Raw genomic sequence first — 17,699 nt, forward strand, 5'->3', positions numbered from 1 at the left:
TGCCGGCAGTGTCGCATCAACCGGTGATGAATCAAAGAATTTTTCTGCACGAGAGGTGAACACGCAATGTCAACATGGCGGGATAAAACCATAGAGGGAATCCGTCCGGGAGATGTTTTTATCTTCAAGAGAACCTTTTCGCGCCACGACACCGAGATCTTCGGCGATATCACCCGCGACTACAACCCGGTGCATTACGATGCGCGCTTCGCCGGGGCGAAGGGTTTCGCCGGTCCAATCTGCCACGGCCTGCTCGTCGGCGGCATGCTCTGCGAACTGGGCGGGCAGCTGGCCTGGCTTGCCTCGGGCATGTCGTTTAAATTCATGAGGCCGGTGTATTTCGGCGACACCATTACCTGCACCGTCGTGATCACCGATGTCGACGCAAAAAACCGCGCCCGGGCGGTCGCCGAGTTCGTCAACCGGGACGGCATCAAGGTGATGGAAGCGCACCTGACCGGGCATTTGCCGGGGAATACGGATAAGAATGTTTTACGTGAGATGGTGGCGGAGGGGGATGAAAGTAACAGGCTCCACGGGAGGGTTTGAGGCGGGATGATTCCGACTGTCGGCGCGGTTTTGCTTCGTTTGATGGTTGGGTCTTCCGATTGGAGTTAACGCTTTACGGATTTAATTTTCCGGTATTTTCATCGTACCGGGCGCCTCGCCGTTTTCATTGTAGCGCCCCTGCGAGGAGGTATGCATATGCCTGGGCCCTGGAATTTCCTCGTTCATGGGCCCGTATCCCATCTCTTCACGCTCCTTCGAAAAGTCGTTTGGGCATGAATAATCGATTATCCGGCGCTGATAAGCCTTTTCCGAAGTGGGGAGTATAGCCGACCCTGGAACGAATAACGGCCTTGTTACCCCCGCTCCTTAAAATACCTCTCAACCCTATCCAGGCCCTCTTTAATATTTTCAAGCGAATTGGCATAACTGAATCTAAGAAACCCTTCTCCGCCGCTGCCGAAATCGATGCCGGGCGTCACTCCGACCTTTACGGTGTCAACGATCCGAAAGGCTTCCTTGAAAGAGTCATCGAAGATATGCCGGCCGTCGGCGAAAACATAAAAGGCCCCGGTGGGCTCCATGTGGATCTTCAGACCTATCCGTTTCAACCGCTCGATCATATACACCCGGCGCTCGTCGTATGTCCTGCGCATGAGCTCGATATCGTCTTTTGTGTCCCGGAAAGCGGCCACGCATGCCCATTGCACGAAGCTGTTCGCCGAAATGGCGAAATTCTGATGAATGCGCTGCATGACCGTGGCGAATTCCATCGGGAAAATGACATAACCAAGCCTCCATCCCGTCATAGCGAAGAGCTTAGAGAAGCCATTTATCACGAAGGCCCTGTCGGTGAACTCAAGGATGGAGCGCGCCCTGCCCCGGTACACCAGTCCGTGGTATATCTCGTCCGAGATGATGTACCGGTCGCCGAACTGCGCGATATCACGGAGGTTTTGGTCGTTCATCACTATGCCGGTGGGATTGCAGGGGGAGTTGATGACGATACCCCGGGTGCGCGGGGTCAGAGCGCTTTTTATCGCCTCCGGTCGATACTGAAACCCCTCCTCGGGATGGGTTCGGACAAAGACCGGTTCGCCACCCACTGTGCGAATAAAGTTGGGATAGCACGCGTAATGCGGGTTGGAAAGGATGACCTCGTCTCCAGGTTCCAGCATCGCGAGCATCATGAAAAGAAATGCCGGAGAAGTGCCCGAGGTAACCAGAATCCGCTCCGGGCTTATTCTGACCCCGTATTCGGCAAGATAATGCTCGCAGATCGCCTCGCGAAGCTCGAGAAGGCCCATGGCGTGCGTATAATGTGTCTTACCGGAGCGGATTGCCTCTATTGCCGCGTGGCGGATGGACTCGGGAGTCTCAAAATCGGGCTCGCCCACCTCCAGATGGATCACGTTTTCGCCCGCTCTCTCAAGCTCCTGCGCCCTGGCCATGACATCCATGACGATAAATGGGGTTACTTCCTGCGCTTTTTTCGAAATCATGGTTCTCTCCGATTGAACAATAGCACCATTCTTGCATCTGGAACACGAAATGATCGTCTTCGCGGACATGGCCGCACATTTACCACGGGGTCAGAGCGACATTTTTCACTCAACCACTCCCGATCATCAGGCCGGCGTCTTGATTCCCGTCGCGCCAACCGGCCCGGAATCGAGTCTCGGCATCAGATCCGCAACAATGTCATGCTTTTAATTTGCCCCGACCCCTTTTTTCGGCACTTTCCCAAAACTCTTCTTCGCCACCCGTAAATGCCGCTCTGACCCCAATTTTCGCCTCACCACCTTCTCCGCTTCACCAGCGCCAGCACCCCATAGCACGCCGCCGCGATGATACCGCTCGCCACGAAATTGATGATATGATACCCGAAGGCCGTGGTGATGGCGTCCTGGGAGCTCATGCCGACCAGCATGAAGCCGCCGGCCCATCCCGCCTCAAGGGTGCCGAGGCTCCCGAAACTGTTGACCGGAAGCACGTTCGCCAGCACCTGGCCGGTATTGCCGACCACCGCCTGGACAAAACCCACGTCCACGCGGAAGGCGAGGATCGTGAGATAGGCGAAGACGTACAGCACGACCCACACCGCGACGCTCGTGAGCACAAGCATCGGGAGCTGGCGCGCCGTACGGTAATCCGAGAACTCGCTCACAACGGGTTCGGCCTTCTCCCGTATTTTTGAGACCAGCCGATTGTTGTAAAGACCTATCAACCGCGCGGTCGCGTTGAATATCCGGTCGGCGAAAATAACCAGCCATTTAAGGTTAAAGAGCGAAGCGACTGAGATCGCAAGGCAGATGCCGCCGATCGCGAGCAGGCCCGGTCTGATCGCATCGCCATAAAACGCGAGCACCGAGGCCATGAAGAAAACTGCGACGATGATGAGGTCGTAGATGCGCGTTACCACCAGGATATGAAGGCCCCGCGAGAGCGAGGCGCCGCCGACTTTTTTAAGGTAATAGATGAGCGTGAGCTCCCCGGTGCGCGCCGGGAGTATCTGGTTGAAGAAGTTCTGGTAGCTCGTGATGGCGAACATCTGAAACGGCGTGACCCGGATATCGCGTAGCATGACGTGATAGCGAACGGACTTGCAGAGGTTCGAGAGGAGATATGCGCCGCACGAGGCGAGGAGCAGCCGGAGATCGGCGTTCGCGATCGTCTCAATCGTGGCCGACAGGTCGATGCTCCTCAGCAGGAAGAAGAGAAGAGCCATCGAAAGCGCCAGGAACACAAGCGTTTTTATGCTGAGGATGCGGCGCTTGCGTTCCCGAATCACCTCATCGGAGGCGTCGGTGTTTTTTTCCGGTTTCGTCGACATGCTTCCCCGTCAGGACTCCGCTCGCAAACGAAGTGGGCAGCCGGTGCTCATCGCCGGCGGTTGTTCTTCACGAAGAGTTCGGCGAGAAGCCCGAAGAAGAAGGTCTGCAGGCCGAAGAGCGCAAGTCCCAGCACCGCGTTGACGTGCACCACCGGTTTGGGAATGAGCCCGTTAAAAAACATGACGAGCTCGACGGCGAAAATGAGAAAAGCCCCGAAGAGAAAGAAAAAACCCGCGGTGGAGAAAACACGCATGGGCTCCACGCTTATAAGCACCATGAGGATCTGCGCGGCCACCTTGAACGGATACCTGAGCGAGACGAAGGAGCTACCGGTGATGCGCTTTCTGAAACTCACCGTTACGTGGGCGAAACGCATCCCCTTGTGATAGGAATCCAGAAGGATCTGCTGGGTGTAGTTGTAGTCGCCCGGCAGGTTGAAGATCTCGAGATAGTCCCGGTTGATGGCGAATATCCCGGGCTGGCCGTCCTCGAGCGGCCAGCCGGTGAGAAAGCGCATGAGGCGCGTAAACACGATGTTGCCGATTCGTCTGACGAAGGGCATGCGGTACTCGATGCGCTCGAAGCGGTTGCCGTACACCACGTCCGCCTCGTCGTCCAGAATGGGGCGTACGAGCTCTATGATGTCGCGCGGATCGTGCTGCAGGTCGGCGTCGAACTTCACCACGATATCGGCCCCGTCGCGGCGCGCCCCGGCAAGTCCCGTACGGATGGCCGCGCCCAGACCCTGGTTCACCTTGTGGCGGAGAACCCTGTCAACGCCGGCCTTCGCGGCGAGTTCGCCGGTGCCGTCCTCCGAGCCGTCGTTAACGACGTACAGACGGTAATCGAGCCCCGCTTTCTTCATCGAGGGACTCACGGCCCGAAGCGCCTTTATGGTCTCCCCGATCCTCTCGGCCTCGTTATACGCGGGGATGACCACCACCAATTTTTTACGGCCCTTGGCATGTTTCCGCATGAGCTTTCTTCTCCGTTATCGATAGTGCCGGAATGGTCCGGGCGCCGCCTACGGTATGAAACGATAGACCGCGCTGCGTATCCCGCCCCTTGTCTCGAAGCGCGCGACGGGCCTGAAATGGCGCGCGAGCGCGGCGTTGTCCCTGATTTCTTTAAAAAGAGCGGCCTTCCTGTCGACCGCATTTTTATCGCCGTGGGCCAGGCGGCGGATGTAGAAGTCGTCCACGAACACGTACGCGATCTTTTTCGCGCGGAGCTCGTCGACGAGGGAGGCGGCGTCTGCGCTTTTAAGGCCCGATGAACCGATGTAGCGCCTGCCCTCGAGGCGCGAGTAATAGTTGGGCACGTTCAGCTCGGCGATGAGCATGGTGTCGGAGGGCCCCGCGTGCTCGTTGAACCACAGCGCGGCCATTTTGAACTCGACGCGCCGCAGGCTGTAGTGGTCCATGGTCCGCACACCGTAGAAGGTCATGAAGAGCGCGACGGCACCGGCGCACAGCACGAGAAGCAGTTTTGCGTAAAGGGTCCATTCAGGATTTTCATGCAGGATGATGACCGCGAAGATCGCAACGAACACGGCCGCGAAGATAAGCGGCCCCCAATGCGCGCCCCGGACCGACATGACGACGCCGCCGAGAACAGCGCATCCGGCAATCGCCGCGAGCACCGCCTGCACGCCCGGACGCCCGAACAGACGGCCGGCATTCTTCCTCAGCCACGGGTAGAGCCCCTCGCACATTCCGTAAAAAAACAAAAGAACGAGCACCCAGAGCACCGGCATCACGTAGCGCTCCTTGGTGTTCTGGTACACCATATGGACAAGCACGTAACCGCCGAAGAAGATGGCAAGCGGCGCGGATTTCTTCCATTGGCGTATAAAGAGAAGCGCCGCTCCCCAGACGGTCGAGACGAGCACCGCGAGTATCGAGACGCCCGCGGCGGCGAAGAGCGGAACCCTGAGCACGACGCTGTCGGAAAAATACGCGTGCGTCGCCATCCAGGGAACGTACCCCGAAAGGATGAGAAAACAGTCCACGATATAGCGATAGATGTTGGGTCCGCGACTGGCGATTTCCTTGATATAGGGATTGGAATAATCGGCCGCGAGAACGCTCAGAAGCATCCATACCGCCACCCCGCTCGCCGCGAGGCCGCCGGCGATCACGGCAAAGACGTAACGCCTGCGCTCGAAAAAGTCGCGAAACATCGCGGCGGGAACGGCAAGGACCGAGTCCCATTTGGTGGCGGCCGTAAGGAAGGCCGCTGGGTACGCCAGGGGCGAGCCGTTCAGCGAAAGGAGCACCGCCAGCGCCGACAGGAGCGCGAGCGTCATCTCGAGCTCGGAATTGATGGCGCCGTAGACCGTATAGGTGTTCATCGCAAGGAAGAGGAGCGCCGCGGACGCCTTCCAACGGGAAAGAAATTTCCTGTACAGCAGAAAGGCGACGATGAGAAACGGAACGAAGAGCGCCATATTGAGAAGGAGCGCCGATGAATAAATGACGTCCGCCGACTCGAACGGATTGAGCGCCGTCACCGCCGAGAGGAGGAGCGGATAAACGGGAAGCATCTTGAAGTTCGTTCCGGGAAAGCCGCCCGCCAGATACTCGGCGACGCGCGGCCGGAAATTGCCGATGAAGTCCTCGGTGGGCGTCTCGAGGTAATCGAAATAGAACAGGCCGTAGCACAGACCGGCAAGGAGGATGCAGCCGACCAGTATGTTGTATGGATGGAACGCTTTTTTCATCGGGTGCTTTTACCGTGGCCGCGGCGCGCGGAGATGCCGGCCTTCGCCGGAGTCTACTTCTTCCCGTCGCATTCGATCTTCCGAAGACGGTACTGCACGTCCTCCATTAGGTTGCGGTTGACGGCCAGCAGGTCGGCGAGAAACGCCACCAGTATCGTCTGAAAGCCGATGCCCATGAGTATGGCGACCAGGATGAGGGACTGTATATGCCCCGCCCCGCCCTCGGTGAAGAGGAAGTAGAGGAAGCGCACGCCGACCAGGAAACCCGCGCCGAATATGATCAGGCCGATCGTTATGAAGAAATTGAACGGCTTGTAGACCACGAAGATGCGGAAGATCGTGAGTATCGAGCGCTTTACGTACGAGGAGATGCTCTTTACCAGGCGCGAGGGGCGCAGGTCCTCGTTTACGCGGACCGGCACCGAGGTGATCGCCATGTTCTTCTGGCCGGCCTGAATGATCGTCTCGAGCGTATAGGTGTAATTGTTAAAGACGTTGAGCCGCATGGCCGCGTCGCGGCTGATTGCGCGAAAGCCCGAGGGCGCGTCGGGGACGTTCGTATGGCTCGCCATGCGCACGACGTAACTGCCGAGCTTCTGCAGAAGTTTCTTCACCGGCGAGAAGTGGTCGATCTCCGCGATCGGCCGCGCCCCCACCACGATATCGGCCCGGCCCTCGAGGATCGGCCGGACAAGCTCGGGAATGTCCCTGGCGTCGTACTGGTTGTCCGCGTCGGTGTTCACGATCACGTCGGCGCCCAGGCGCAGGCAGGAATCGAGCCCCAGCATGAAGCCGCGCGCGAGCCCCCGGTTGCGCGTGAACCCGACGATATGGTCCACGCCGCTCTTGCGCGCGATCTCGACGGTTTTATCGGTGCTGCCGTCATTGATGATGAGCCACTCGACCTTCGAAAAGCCCTTCACCCTGCGCGGCAGCTCCTTGAGCGCCAGGGAGAGCGTCTTTTCCTCGTTATAACATGGTATCTGTATGATGAGCTTCATCGCGAATGCCGGTCCTCTGTCATAATTGTGCCGCCAGTGTCGCCAGTCCGACGGCGCCTGTCAAATCATTTGCGCACGGCGCCGCGCTCCCCCGCGCGCGCGTAGAGGATATAGTCCGCCGGAGGATTCCCGTCTTTCCGTATCATCCTCCATCCCGGCGGATTTTTAAGAGGAACGAGGCCGAGCCTCTCGTCGTTACTAACATAGTCGGCCAGGATGTTCCTCGTCGCGCGATAGAACTCCGGCTGCATCAGCATATATTTGATCCGCGGATTGTTTTCGAAATGGCGAACGAAGCTTTCCATGTCCGCGAAATAGCCCCGACCGGACGCCCTGTCCATCAGCTCGGGATGCAACAGCACCCATGAATAATGGTGCTCGCCCCGCGTCTGATAGAGGTCCCCATCTCCAAGGTTGTTCTTGAAAAAAGCGGCGAGCTCGTGATAATCGTCTTCGAGGCGGACCGTCTCCGATGGTCGCGGCACCGCCCGCGCGAGCGGATACGCCACGGTAAAGACGACGAGTGCCGCGGCCATCGCCGCCAGCGCGATCGTTTCGGGTGCGCGGCCTGACGGCGACGCCATTCCGCGCGCCCTCCATTTTACCAGGGCCGTGGCGCCCTTTGCGATCGTCCACGACGCGAACACGATGAATAAAAGGCTGACCGGCAGAATATAGCGCCGGTTGGGCGCGATGATACTGTACCACGAGAGCGGAAGGTAAAATCCGAACACGAGCAGGCCCGTAAGAAGCCTCCTCCGCCTGCCGATCGGCGCGCGCGCGAAGCCGAAAATGCCCGCCGCGAATACCAGAGCCGCGACCATTCCCGCCGCGGTCTTCCGAACGGGCGAATCGGTATCGCGCGTGAACTTGGGCACCTCGTGGATCGAAAACGAATAGAGCGAATGAATCAGTATCCTGAACTGCCGGGCCGTGCCCTTCGCGAAGCGCGCGACGTGCTCGGAAGCATCCTTGTTGAGGATGTCCCGGAACGTGCGCTCCTCACTAACCCTGCGTTCCCGGGCATCCATCGCGAGGTACTTCGTATTGTAATTATAAAAAGGGAACTTATACGCGACCGTGTTCCGCGCAAGGAGCGGCAGCGCCACGACGACGAAGGCGGCAAGGAAAAGCCACAGGTATTTGTTCTTTAACAGCACCCAGAAGCGCAACCGCACGTCGGCGAGCAAAAACAGGCCGAAACCGAAGATGATGAACATCCCGCTCCCTTTGACGAGGAAACTGAGCGCGATAAAGACGCCCGCAAGCGCCCACAGCCTGTTGTCGTCGACGCCCTTTACCAGCAGATAAAAAGAAAGCGTGGTGAAGATGATGAGCATCGGCTCGCACGAAACCATGCTTGCCTGGATCATGAAGGTGTCGTTCGCCACAAGCAGCACACCGGCCGCGATCGCGGCAAGCGGCCCCGCCTCCCGCTTCATCAGATAATAAAAAATGAAAAGAAACACTCCGCCAAGGGCGAGGTTCAGCGTCTTCACCGCCACGAAATAGTCCGTCGAATGCTCGAAAAAGAGCGAGATGATGAACGGAAAGAGCGGGTGCTGGTTGGCCGGCAGGAACGAGCCGGTGAGGAGCGACACCAGGAAGTCCCATGGCCCGCCCTGCGCGCGGACCTCGAGCACGTACCGGAAAAAGGCGCTGGTGTCGGTCTCCCCGATATGCGGGTGCAGCCCCATGGCGTACAGACCGGTCATGAGGTAGGCGATCCCCAGCAACACCGGAACGAGCACATCGAGCGCGCGCCTCAACGTACCCTCGGCGATGTACACGGATTTCCTTTCTACTTGAACGCTCATCTGTGCAGGAAAAACGATACCGCAGGAAAAATCAACCAAAGATTTCAGATCGGCGATTCTTTATTTCAGCGTGTTTATTTCAAATCGGAGTGAAAATATCGTCTTCGCGAGGGGCGCCCCGACATGGCGATCTCAATAGGCAACACGTTAATTCATGGAACTTTTCATTAAAAGAGATCGCCACGACCCGATAGGGCCGGGCCTCGCAATGACAGAATATATCGAGGGACACAGCGGTACCACGATAGTATGCGGCAAACTCTCCCTGTCATCGCGAGGAGCGCAGCGACGTGGCGATCTCAACAGGCAACACGTTAATTCATGGAACTTTGTATTAAAAGAGATTGCCACGCCCCGATACGACCGGGGCTCGCAATGACATGCTATTCCCATGCAACCAATTAATATGCCATTTGGTTCTGTATCGGGTCGAGAGAAAACCCGGAAAAGAGCTCATTATACTATGCTTTACTTCCCAATTATCTTCCGCACGGCGTCGACGATGACGGCCGGGTCCTCAAGATGCACGGTGCTCGTCGCCTGGTTCGATTCCACCCAAAGCGGCGCTATCGAACGCGAGAGCAATCGCCCGTCCTGGGCGTCGCGCAATACCTCGATCTTCCGCGCCTCCACCACCGGCACGCCGAAAAAGAGCATGTGGTCGAGATACTTTTCGCGCGACGGCCGTATGATGGTAACGGGCACGCGCGCCGGCGCGAACCCCGGTCGCGCCGACGGCGCGGACAAAGCGCGGTACTCGGCCAGTGCCGTGTCGTAGGTGGCCGGATCCGAGAAGAAGTCCACCATGAAGGGCCGAATCTCCGCCGGCGCGCGAAGGTAGGGCGTGATTTTCAACGCGCGAACGATGCCCGCGCCCGCCGCCGCGCGTCCCGCCTTGTACAGCCAGGCCCGGTCGATGAAATTGCGATAGACCGCGGCCTCAAGCTCGGATTTGTATTTCGGCGTATCGTCCGGGAACGGATCGACGAGCACGAGTCCCCTGACCATGGACGGATGACGCGCGGCGAAACGCAATGCGTAGAGCGCGCCGGCGTCGTGCCCCACGATGACCACGGGCCGCTTCGCGCCGACGGAATCGAGAAGCGCGCGAAGCCCGTCGACCGCGGCGTCGGCCGTTCGCGGCCCCTCCGCCTTCGGGCTCGCTCCGTACCCCGCCCTGTCGTACGCCATGACCGGCGCGAAGCGCGCGATGTCGCGCTGAACGGGAAGCCACTCGAGCGAGGAGGCGCAGAGCCCCGACTCGAGCACCACCAGCGGCGCGCCCTCGCCCATCCGTACCGCGTGGAAAGCCATGCCGCCCGCATCGAGCATTTCGCCCGGTGATGCGGCCTCGCTGCCCTGCCCGGCCCGCTTTCCGGAAACATACAGGAAAGCGAACACGCATAGCGTCAGGGCCAGCGCGACCGTCGCGCCGCAGGCGAGAATTATCGTTTTTTTCCCCGTCGGTTTCATTCATCAGTTCCAGCAGAATAGAATCGATCTCATTCCCGTACGCGGCGGTACACTTCCACGAACTCCGGCGATATGTTCAGCGATGGTATCTCGCGGAAAAAGCGCAGCCGGAAATCGGCCCGGTGGGCAAGCTCGTACCCGAGCTCCCCGCCGCGGAGCTTCGAGAGAAAACCCGCGAAACCGGACTTCATCCTGCGCTCGACCCGCGTCGACAATACCCTGCCGCCGGCCGGGGCTTTTCCTCCTTCCGGCAGGGTAAACGCCGCGACCTCGCGCGAAGTGATCACCACGAAATCCGGCTTTCGGCCGGCGATGTCCATCTCGCCGCCGCGCACCTGGTACGAACGGACGCCGGCCGGAAAGCGCGGAAGATAATGCAGCCGGTTGTAATATTCCAGCGTTGAGCCCTCCGGCATAGCGGCGCTCATCCAGCGTTCGACGCCGTAACGCACATCGCACAGCAGGGCGGCGTTGACCGAGAGCGTGTTGTAGAGCGAGTACGCGAGCGAAAGCGCGAGCACACCGGCAAGCGCCGGCCTCCATATCCGCGACCTCGCGGCCGCGGCGGCGCCGATCATTCGGTCCGCGGCGTATCCCGCGTAGACGGCGAGGAACACGCTCTGCGGAAAGACGAAGCGCACGTTGCTCTGGCGGATGATCTGCACGAAGAAGAGCGAGTACGAGACGAGCGCGACAAAAAATAGCATTCGAAGAAGCAGCCCCGCGCGGTCCCGCCGGAAATCCTTCACCGCAAGACCAATACCCAGAAGTCCCAGGATAAACGCGGGAATGCCCGTCGCGTCGCGCATCATGACGCCGAAGGCGTCGCGCCACAGCGCGAAAATACCGGAGGGCGCGAGTGAATAGCTTATGGAACGCGTACCCCCCTCGCCGGTGAGGTGATGGAAACGCGCGACGAGGCCGTCGAGGTTCAGAAACACGTTTTCGACCAGCGCGGCCAGAATGACGAACGCCGCGGCGAATATCAGCAGGTTTTTACGAAACACGACACGCGCGGCGGGAACTCCACTTTCGCGCGTCATGAGCGGATAAACAACAAGATACAGTATAAACGGGAGAACGAAGATCGCGTATCCCTGGTCCTTGCTGCCGAACGAGAGACAGGCGAAAAGCGCCGTATAGACGTAATCGCGCCTTCGCCCCCCTTTCACCGCCTTGATGAGGAAATACAGCCCTCCCATCCCCCAGAATACGTAGGGCACCTCGACCTTCGAGAGGTGCGCGTAGAAATTCAACAGCGCGTTGGTGGAGGCGAACACCGCCGCCCACAGGGCCGCGCGCCGGCCGAAGAGCTCGCGCGTCCCGAGATACGTGAACAGTACGATACCGACGCCCATGGCCGCCGACACCAGCCGGTCGATGAGCATGAGGCCGCTCGCGAAATCGGCCGAGCGCACGTACACCAAAAACTCGTACAGCCTGAAACCGTCGGCCGCCGCGTGCGAGGCCACGGCGTAGACGACCAGCGGAATGTTCACCAGCGCCAGTATAACCTGGTGCACCAGCGGGTACTTGTTGAAATAGCCGAAGGAGAAGCCCTTGCTTAAGCCTATGAGCGGATGAAACGGGGCCAGGTCGTCGGACATCCAGCTCTCCACGTGCGGCAGGCCCCAGGTGATACCGACCGTGAAGAGCACGGCGGCAAAGAGGAGGACGGGGATGATCGGCCTGACCTTCATGCGTTTACCTGAAGGCTATGTACTTGCTGCCGGTGAAGTTTATGGCAAGGCCTCCCATCGTTCCGAGAAACGCGGCGACGAGATAATGCTCGTGGAAGAAGGCCGTCCGTTCGAACAGCGACACCGAAATGAGCCAGTTGACCAGGAACCCGAGCGTGCAGATGACGAAGAACAGCAGGTACTGCCGCGTCGCTTTGCCATTCCGTTTATCACCGAAGGTGAACTTTCTGTTTAGCATGAAATTCGTGGTGAGCGCCACGACGAAACCGATTACGCGGGCGCCGCGAAACGGTACGCCCGCGACGTCATAGGCGAGATACACGCACGCAAGGTCGATGCACGTGCCTATGGCGCCGATGACGGAAAAGGTGAAAAACTGGATGATGGTTTCGCCCGGCTCGATACCGACAAGGCCGAAACCGAACTTCAACAAACGCTGGGGCATAATCATCTCCCGTAGCCCGCGGCTCCCAAGCAAAGGTTTTCCCGCCGGGCACGCATGTGTCAAGCAGATAAAGCAGAAGAGATGTAGATCTCCGTCTGTTCCAAATCGACTTTGTTTCATAACCCGGGAAGCGCGCCGTTATCCCCCGGTGCAGGCGGAAGGAGACCAGAATATCTCCGTGTTTCGCAACAAGTCTGTCGATACAATAATCGCCGTTTTAAAGAAATGGCCGAAGATTAATTTTCCAGGATTATAAAGCCCTGGTTGATTTCAGATAAACAAATTAAGAGTGAGAGGTGACCATGCGGATGTTCGGATCATATCTTTGAAAGAAACCCGCGGAAAGATTGCAGATCGCGCCGCAAGGGCCCGTGGACACGTTTTAAACGGGCGATAAGTGAATCAAGCCTTTCCCAGTCGTACGCGAACCCGTGATAATACCGTTTGAAATGCCTGAAGCGCATCAGCTCGGCGAGGTCTTCGCCGACGGAATCTGATACTACTTGCGGGCGCATCGCTTCCACCTCCAGCGTCATTCGCTCCAGGAGGTCCTTATGCCATCGCCCCTCGACGAGGTTGTTCTCGAAATATTGCGATATCCTGAAAAAAACGGTCTCTGCACAAGTATAATAGCCCTCGATGATGGAGGCCACCATCAGAGCCGTCCGGTTAGTCCTTCCCAGCAAACGCACATCATCGTCGATGGCCTTTCCAAGTTCGTCAAAAATCTCGTCCAGAATCGCCAGGTGTTTATCAATCTGCGCGATCAGGATTTTTATCGACTCAAGCTCTTTCATGCACCAGCACCCCCCTCTCCCGTATGCTTCGCGCGTGCGCGGGGTGCACCCTCTCGATCTCAACGATATCGACCGGTATATCGGTCATCGCCTCGGCGTCGGCAAGAGCCTCCAGTCCGTCCAGGGGGCCCGCAAGCCCCTCCAGCGCGATGTCGATATCGGAGATCTCCGTGAAGTGTTCGGGTGTCAGAAGCGATCCCCATTGATATATTTTCCCCGGATTATATTTTTTAATGAGGTGGTCTATAATACGCTCGCAGTCCTTTTTGGCCTGTTCCCATCGTGTGCGCCGAAGCAAGGCTTTTCTCTTTTCCCTCGCGATGAGCGAGGCCCTGGCCAGGTCTATATCGAATGTTTTTTTTAATGGCGTATCCAAGCAAACACCTGTGGATAACTATTTACCGCGTTTGCCAAACGGCCCCGTTTCTCGGGCTCGGCGGAACTTACCCGTTCCGGGGAGGCAACGATTCCGTATGCCATCGCCTATTGTCACGGCTCACACCAGTAAGATGAGATAATCGACTTCCTGTCAATGAATATATGGAAAGGGGTATTCCCGATTCCGGGGGTTGAATTTTATTCCAGTGGCAGTCTGTCGCGAGCCCGGGTCGTTTTGGGTGTGGCAATCCCCTCTTTAACGTATTCACCTCCCCGGGAGAGGTATCCATCGCGGCCGTTTTTTAATTGATTTTTTCAGGCAGCTGTCAGCACCTGAATAAAACCACCGTCCTGTCAGGTTTATGAAATTCCCCCGCGACTCGACGCGGGATATCAGCAAGCTCAACGCGCGGGATCTGCGAGGACTTAATGGCGCTTATATCAACCTGTGGCCGCGCCCTCCGGGAGTTCATCGGAAAGCGCTCCGTTTTCCTGACCGTCTTCATCATCCTTATCCTCAATCTCCTTTTGAAAAACATCCTCGGCGTTAACGAGAACGTCGTGCTCGCCGAGGCCAGACACTTCGGCGACCCATCGTGGATCCCCAACGACTGGTTTTTAAACCAGTATATCGGTTATCGACTTCTTTTTAACGCGATATTCGGACAGCTCGCCATGATACTGCCGCTTTATCTGGTATCTATCGCGGGCAGGCTTGTAATCTATTTCCTCTTCGCGATCGTCATCGAAAAAATCTCCAGGACGCTTAAAATCCATCTTGCTCTAATAATCCCGGCCCTGGTGCTCTTTGTTTCCTTTCAATCCATCGTTGCGCGCGAATGGATGATCGGCGGCGTCGAGACGAAGAGCTTCGCCTATATCTGCGCGCTCGGTGCGCTCGTCGCCCTGGCGCACCGGCGGTACCGGCCCATGTTTCTCCTCACGGGGCTCGCGGCCTCGTTCCATATACTTGTCGGGATTTACGCCGCATTCAGCCTGGGAGTCGCAATTCTCCTAACTTTCAACAGCCACAGCGATCGCATAAAGGAAATATTCCTGGCGGTTCCTTACGCCCTTATGACGGCAGTACCCGCCATATACGCCGTCGGTCAATACCTTTATGACAGCGCGAGCGTCGACGCGCTAAAGGCGGCGACCATCTATGTCATCGAGCGCAATCCGCATCATACCTTCCCGGAAGCATGGACCAGGCCCTGGGTGGCCAGGTTCTCGGCGAGCTGTATGCTGTTCGCCGGCATACTCGCGTTCTCACGCAGGCCGGCGAGGCGTGTATTTGCAGCCTACGGGCTGGGCTCGGCCGTGCTTTTCTGTGCGGGGCTTGTGCTGTATCATTCTGGAAATTACGCCTGGCTGAAACTCTACTGGTTCCGCCACCCGGACGTCATCATCCCCCTGCTCGGCTTTTTCCTTCTCGCCGCGCTCATGAGCGAGCCGCTTAAAAGCGAATCCGCCCCTGGAACCGAACGGAAAACCATTATAAATAAACCGGCGCTACAAAAAACGGCGCTCGTTATCGCACTGCTTCTATCAACCGCCGGCATGGTGAAATCGGCATACGTGTTTTCCCGCCACATTGTTAAAATCGCCGGGAGCGAACGGCCGTTTTATCTTGCCCACCTCGAACCGAATCTCAGAGAAGCCCTGCTCTGGATAAAGGGAAACACTCCGGCGGACGCCATGTTTCTCGTCAGTCCCGCCATCGATGAGTTTTATATCTCGGCCGAAAGGGCCATGTTCGTTTCTTTCAAACATTCGCCGCAAACGGACAGTGACAATATTGAATGGTATAATCGTATTTTGCTTCTAAACAATGGGAAGATTCCGGCCAAGAGGGGTTTTAAAATGGTAAGGGAGATCGACCAATCGTTCTACGATCTCGAAACCGCGACGATCAATGAAATCGCGAAGCGCTATTCGCTGGATTATTACCTCGGAAAGAGCGAAAGGAAACGTCCCTACAGAATCGCATACGACAATGATAACTATACTCTTTATCGTTTGCGGCAATAAAAAGTTAACGGGTACCACCATGAAAAAAAGAACCATTTCCGTCGTCGTCCCCTGTTACAACGAGGAAGACGTCATAGCAAAAACATGGGAACGCATCAAGAAGGTGATGTCGGACAACGCGTATCGCGACCACGAAATCATCTTCGTTAACGACGGCAGCGTCGACCGCACGCTCTCCATCCTCAGGGGCATCGCGAAAAAGGATAAACGCGTGCGGATCGTCAGCTTCTCCCGCAACTTCGGCCACGAGGCCGCGTCCACCGCCGGCATTCACCACGCGGCCGGCGACATCGCCTTTCTCATCGACGCCGATCTACAAGATCCACCCGAGCTTTTCCCGGAAATGATTAAAATATACGAAGAGACGGGCTGCAATGTGGTATACGGCGTGCGCGGCCGTCGAGAGGGAGAGACCGTGTTCAAACGCTTCACATCCGCGGCGTTTTACCGCTTCTTCAACTTCCTGTCGGAGGTAAAGTTTCCCGTCGACACGGGCGACTTCAGGCTCATCGACAAAAAGGTCATCGACGCGTTCGGGGAATGCAAAGAGAAGAACAAATACGTCAGGGGACTACTCACCTGGGTCGGCTTCAAACAAGTCCCGTTCCGCTACCGGCGCGAACAGCGGCAGGGCGGCGTGACCAAGTACAATTACTGGAAACTCATGGTGCTGGCCTTCGATATCATCTTCGCCTTCTCCAAGCGCCCCATGAAGCTCGCCACGAACATCGGGGCGCTGTGCCTGGCCGCCGGGCTCGGGCTCGTCATCTACGTTTTCGTGAGCAAGTACACCAGCCCCCTCCCCGGCTGGGCCTCAACGCTCATCATCATCATCTTTTTCGGCGGCGTGCAGCTTCTCACGCTCGGTATCGTGGGAGAGTACATCGGCATCATCTTCGACGAGGTGAAGGGGCGCCCGGAGTACGTGGTGGATGAGAGGGTGAATTTTGGATTAAAGATTCAAGATTGATAGTGTTTGTGCTGTCATGGTGAACCACGGCCGTATCGGGGCGTGGCAATCTCGACGTCAATATGTCCGCGGTTTTCATCACCCACAGGCGCGTTTTAACCGCAATTGTATTTTCCCGCTTGACGAACGGTATCAAATAGAATTACACTTTCAAAGTACGCTGCATTTTCCGGTCAAAATTCATGAGAAACGGAGAACGAGGCACTATGACTGCCCGGATGTCGCGCCACGGATCGATCGAGGAAAGAAACTTCGATATAAATTTCCGGCGCGAGCTCGGTCATGAATCTCGTTTCTCCGCTATCGCGCAGACCGGTTACATATAGAAGAACACCATGGATATAAAAGCCATTAAACAACGTCTGCTCGAGCGCGAGAAGCTGAAAGCCGACATTATGATTGGAGAGCGACTTCGCGTGCACGAAGCGCTGAAAGAAAACATACCGCTCATGAAGCGCTGCGGCATCAAACGCGCGTATCTCTACGGAACCATCGTGCGCGGAGCGTTCAACCGGTCGTCGGACGTGGATGTTGCCGTCGAACCGGCGCTCCCCTATGGCGAGCTGCTCCGCCTGCATTCCTCACTCTCGATTAAACTCGGCCGTACCGTGGATATACGGATACTCGACGAGCTGCCGTTTCGCGAACACATACGCCGTGAAGGAACGCTTCTTTATGAACGAAAAGATCGCTCTTCTTAAAAGCGAGCTCTCGGACGATCTATCCCGAATCAACGGGCTTTATGACAGGTTCGCCACATCATGGGACAGGTACGCAGTCGCGAACGAGTATTCCCTCCTTGTCGAATCCGCTTTCACCGTCAATCAGATATATACCGGCATCGAGCGAATGCTCCGTAATATTGCCGGTTTGTTCGAAAACAATATCGATTCCGACGGCTGGCATAAATCCCTGCCCGAGCGCATGCGAATTCCCGTCGAGGGCCTTCGCCCCGCCGTCATTTCGGAAATATGCTACACGCGGCTTGACGATCTTCGCGCCTTCAGACATTACTTCCGGCACG

General features: G+C 57.4%; 16 protein-coding genes. 5 read left to right on the forward strand and 11 right to left on the reverse strand.

Annotated features, from left to right (window positions below):
• Positions 1 to 66: 66 nt before the first annotated feature.
• Positions 67 to 549, forward strand: coding sequence for a MaoC family dehydratase (locus VLM75_16370; protein ID HSV98496.1), 483 nt, complete (start codon positions 67 to 69; stop codon positions 547 to 549).
• 314 nt (positions 550 to 863) lie between these two features.
• Here VLM75_16370 and VLM75_16375 read toward each other — a convergent pair whose 3' ends face one another.
• From VLM75_16375 to VLM75_16425, 11 genes are all read right to left on the reverse strand, one after another.
• Positions 864 to 2,009: a pyridoxal phosphate-dependent aminotransferase gene (locus tag VLM75_16375; protein HSV98497.1), complete on the reverse strand. Its 1,146-nt coding sequence runs from the start codon at positions 2,007 to 2,009 to the stop codon at positions 864 to 866.
• Between the two features lie 293 nt (positions 2,010 to 2,302).
• Positions 2,303 to 3,340, reverse strand: a complete 1,038-nt coding sequence (locus tag VLM75_16380) for a lysylphosphatidylglycerol synthase transmembrane domain-containing protein (GenBank protein HSV98498.1) — start codon at positions 3,338 to 3,340, stop codon at positions 2,303 to 2,305.
• A 47-nt stretch (positions 3,341 to 3,387) separates the two neighbouring features.
• Complete coding sequence (locus VLM75_16385; protein ID HSV98499.1) at positions 3,388 to 4,317, reverse strand: glycosyltransferase family 2 protein; 930 nt, start codon at positions 4,315 to 4,317, stop codon at positions 3,388 to 3,390.
• A gap of 48 nt (positions 4,318 to 4,365) precedes the next feature.
• The gene (locus VLM75_16390; GenBank protein ID HSV98500.1) at positions 4,366 to 6,063 is read right to left on the reverse strand and encodes a hypothetical protein; all 1,698 of its coding nucleotides are present in this window, start codon (positions 6,061 to 6,063) and stop codon (positions 4,366 to 4,368) included.
• Between the two features lie 53 nt (positions 6,064 to 6,116).
• Positions 6,117 to 7,064 (reverse strand): glycosyltransferase family 2 protein, encoded by a 948-nt coding sequence (locus tag VLM75_16395; GenBank protein HSV98501.1) that lies wholly within the window; start codon positions 7,062 to 7,064, stop codon positions 6,117 to 6,119.
• A gap of 65 nt (positions 7,065 to 7,129) precedes the next feature.
• Positions 7,130 to 8,881, reverse strand: coding sequence for a glycosyltransferase family 39 protein (locus VLM75_16400; protein ID HSV98502.1), 1,752 nt, complete (start codon positions 8,879 to 8,881; stop codon positions 7,130 to 7,132).
• A gap of 468 nt (positions 8,882 to 9,349) precedes the next feature.
• Complete coding sequence (locus VLM75_16405; GenBank protein ID HSV98503.1) at positions 9,350 to 10,354, reverse strand: alpha/beta hydrolase; 1,005 nt, start codon at positions 10,352 to 10,354, stop codon at positions 9,350 to 9,352.
• A gap of 29 nt (positions 10,355 to 10,383) precedes the next feature.
• Positions 10,384 to 12,054 (reverse strand): glycosyltransferase family 39 protein, encoded by a 1,671-nt coding sequence (locus VLM75_16410; protein ID HSV98504.1) that lies wholly within the window; start codon positions 12,052 to 12,054, stop codon positions 10,384 to 10,386.
• 4 nt (positions 12,055 to 12,058) lie between these two features.
• Positions 12,059 to 12,499, reverse strand: a complete 441-nt coding sequence (locus VLM75_16415; protein ID HSV98505.1) for a GtrA family protein — start codon at positions 12,497 to 12,499, stop codon at positions 12,059 to 12,061.
• A 317-nt stretch (positions 12,500 to 12,816) separates the two neighbouring features.
• Positions 12,817 to 13,296, reverse strand: a complete 480-nt coding sequence (locus tag VLM75_16420; protein ID HSV98506.1) for a hypothetical protein — start codon at positions 13,294 to 13,296, stop codon at positions 12,817 to 12,819.
• Positions 13,283 to 13,672, reverse strand: coding sequence for a nucleotidyltransferase domain-containing protein (locus tag VLM75_16425; protein HSV98507.1), 390 nt, complete (start codon positions 13,670 to 13,672; stop codon positions 13,283 to 13,285). Before VLM75_16425 ends, VLM75_16420 begins: the two co-directional genes overlap by 14 nt.
• A 431-nt stretch (positions 13,673 to 14,103) precedes the next feature.
• On the opposite strand from VLM75_16425, the gene VLM75_16430 reads away from it, so the two are divergent.
• The 4 genes from VLM75_16430 to VLM75_16445 all read left to right on the forward strand — a co-directional run.
• Positions 14,104 to 15,705 carry a DUF6798 domain-containing protein gene (locus tag VLM75_16430; protein ID HSV98508.1) on the forward strand — a complete coding sequence of 534 codons (1,602 nt, stop codon included), beginning with the start codon at positions 14,104 to 14,106 and terminating at the stop codon, positions 15,703 to 15,705.
• Between the two features lie 19 nt (positions 15,706 to 15,724).
• Positions 15,725 to 16,675 carry a glycosyltransferase family 2 protein gene (locus tag VLM75_16435; GenBank protein HSV98509.1) on the forward strand — a complete coding sequence of 317 codons (951 nt, stop codon included), beginning with the start codon at positions 15,725 to 15,727 and terminating at the stop codon, positions 16,673 to 16,675.
• A 335-nt stretch (positions 16,676 to 17,010) separates the two neighbouring features.
• The gene (locus tag VLM75_16440) at positions 17,011 to 17,376 is read left to right on the forward strand and encodes a nucleotidyltransferase domain-containing protein (GenBank protein ID HSV98510.1); all 366 of its coding nucleotides are present in this window, start codon (positions 17,011 to 17,013) and stop codon (positions 17,374 to 17,376) included.
• Positions 17,351 to 17,699, forward strand: a 349-nt coding sequence (locus tag VLM75_16445; GenBank protein ID HSV98511.1) for a hypothetical protein, incomplete at its 3' end; no start/stop codon positions are given. The genes VLM75_16440 and VLM75_16445, both read left to right, overlap by 26 nt.

Source organism: Spirochaetota bacterium (assembly GCA_035477215.1).
In the GTDB taxonomy this organism is placed as follows: domain Bacteria; phylum Spirochaetota; class UBA4802; order UBA4802; family UBA5368; genus MVZN01.

Coding starts and splice junctions, on each gene's coding strand:
- VLM75_16370 (HSV98496.1), top strand. CDS start 67: ATGTCAACATGGCGGGATAAAACCATAGAGGGAATCCGTCCGGGAGAT.
- VLM75_16375 (HSV98497.1), bottom strand. CDS start 2,009: ATGATTTCGAAAAAAGCGCAGGAAGTAACCCCATTTATCGTCATGGAT.
- VLM75_16380 (HSV98498.1), bottom strand. CDS start 3,340: ATGTCGACGAAACCGGAAAAAAACACCGACGCCTCCGATGAGGTGATT.
- VLM75_16385 (HSV98499.1), bottom strand. CDS start 4,317: ATGCGGAAACATGCCAAGGGCCGTAAAAAATTGGTGGTGGTCATCCCC.
- VLM75_16390 (HSV98500.1), bottom strand. CDS start 6,063: ATGAAAAAAGCGTTCCATCCATACAACATACTGGTCGGCTGCATCCTC.
- VLM75_16395 (HSV98501.1), bottom strand. CDS start 7,064: ATGAAGCTCATCATACAGATACCATGTTATAACGAGGAAAAGACGCTC.
- VLM75_16400 (HSV98502.1), bottom strand. CDS start 8,881: ATGAGCGTTCAAGTAGAAAGGAAATCCGTGTACATCGCCGAGGGTACG.
- VLM75_16405 (HSV98503.1), bottom strand. CDS start 10,354: ATGAAACCGACGGGGAAAAAAACGATAATTCTCGCCTGCGGCGCGACG.
- VLM75_16410 (HSV98504.1), bottom strand. CDS start 12,054: ATGAAGGTCAGGCCGATCATCCCCGTCCTCCTCTTTGCCGCCGTGCTC.
- VLM75_16415 (HSV98505.1), bottom strand. CDS start 12,499: ATGCCCCAGCGTTTGTTGAAGTTCGGTTTCGGCCTTGTCGGTATCGAG.
- VLM75_16420 (HSV98506.1), bottom strand. CDS start 13,296: ATGAAAGAGCTTGAGTCGATAAAAATCCTGATCGCGCAGATTGATAAA.
- VLM75_16430 (HSV98508.1), top strand. CDS start 14,104: ATGGCGCTTATATCAACCTGTGGCCGCGCCCTCCGGGAGTTCATCGGA.
- VLM75_16435 (HSV98509.1), top strand. CDS start 15,725: ATGAAAAAAAGAACCATTTCCGTCGTCGTCCCCTGTTACAACGAGGAA.
- VLM75_16440 (HSV98510.1), top strand. CDS start 17,011: ATGGATATAAAAGCCATTAAACAACGTCTGCTCGAGCGCGAGAAGCTG.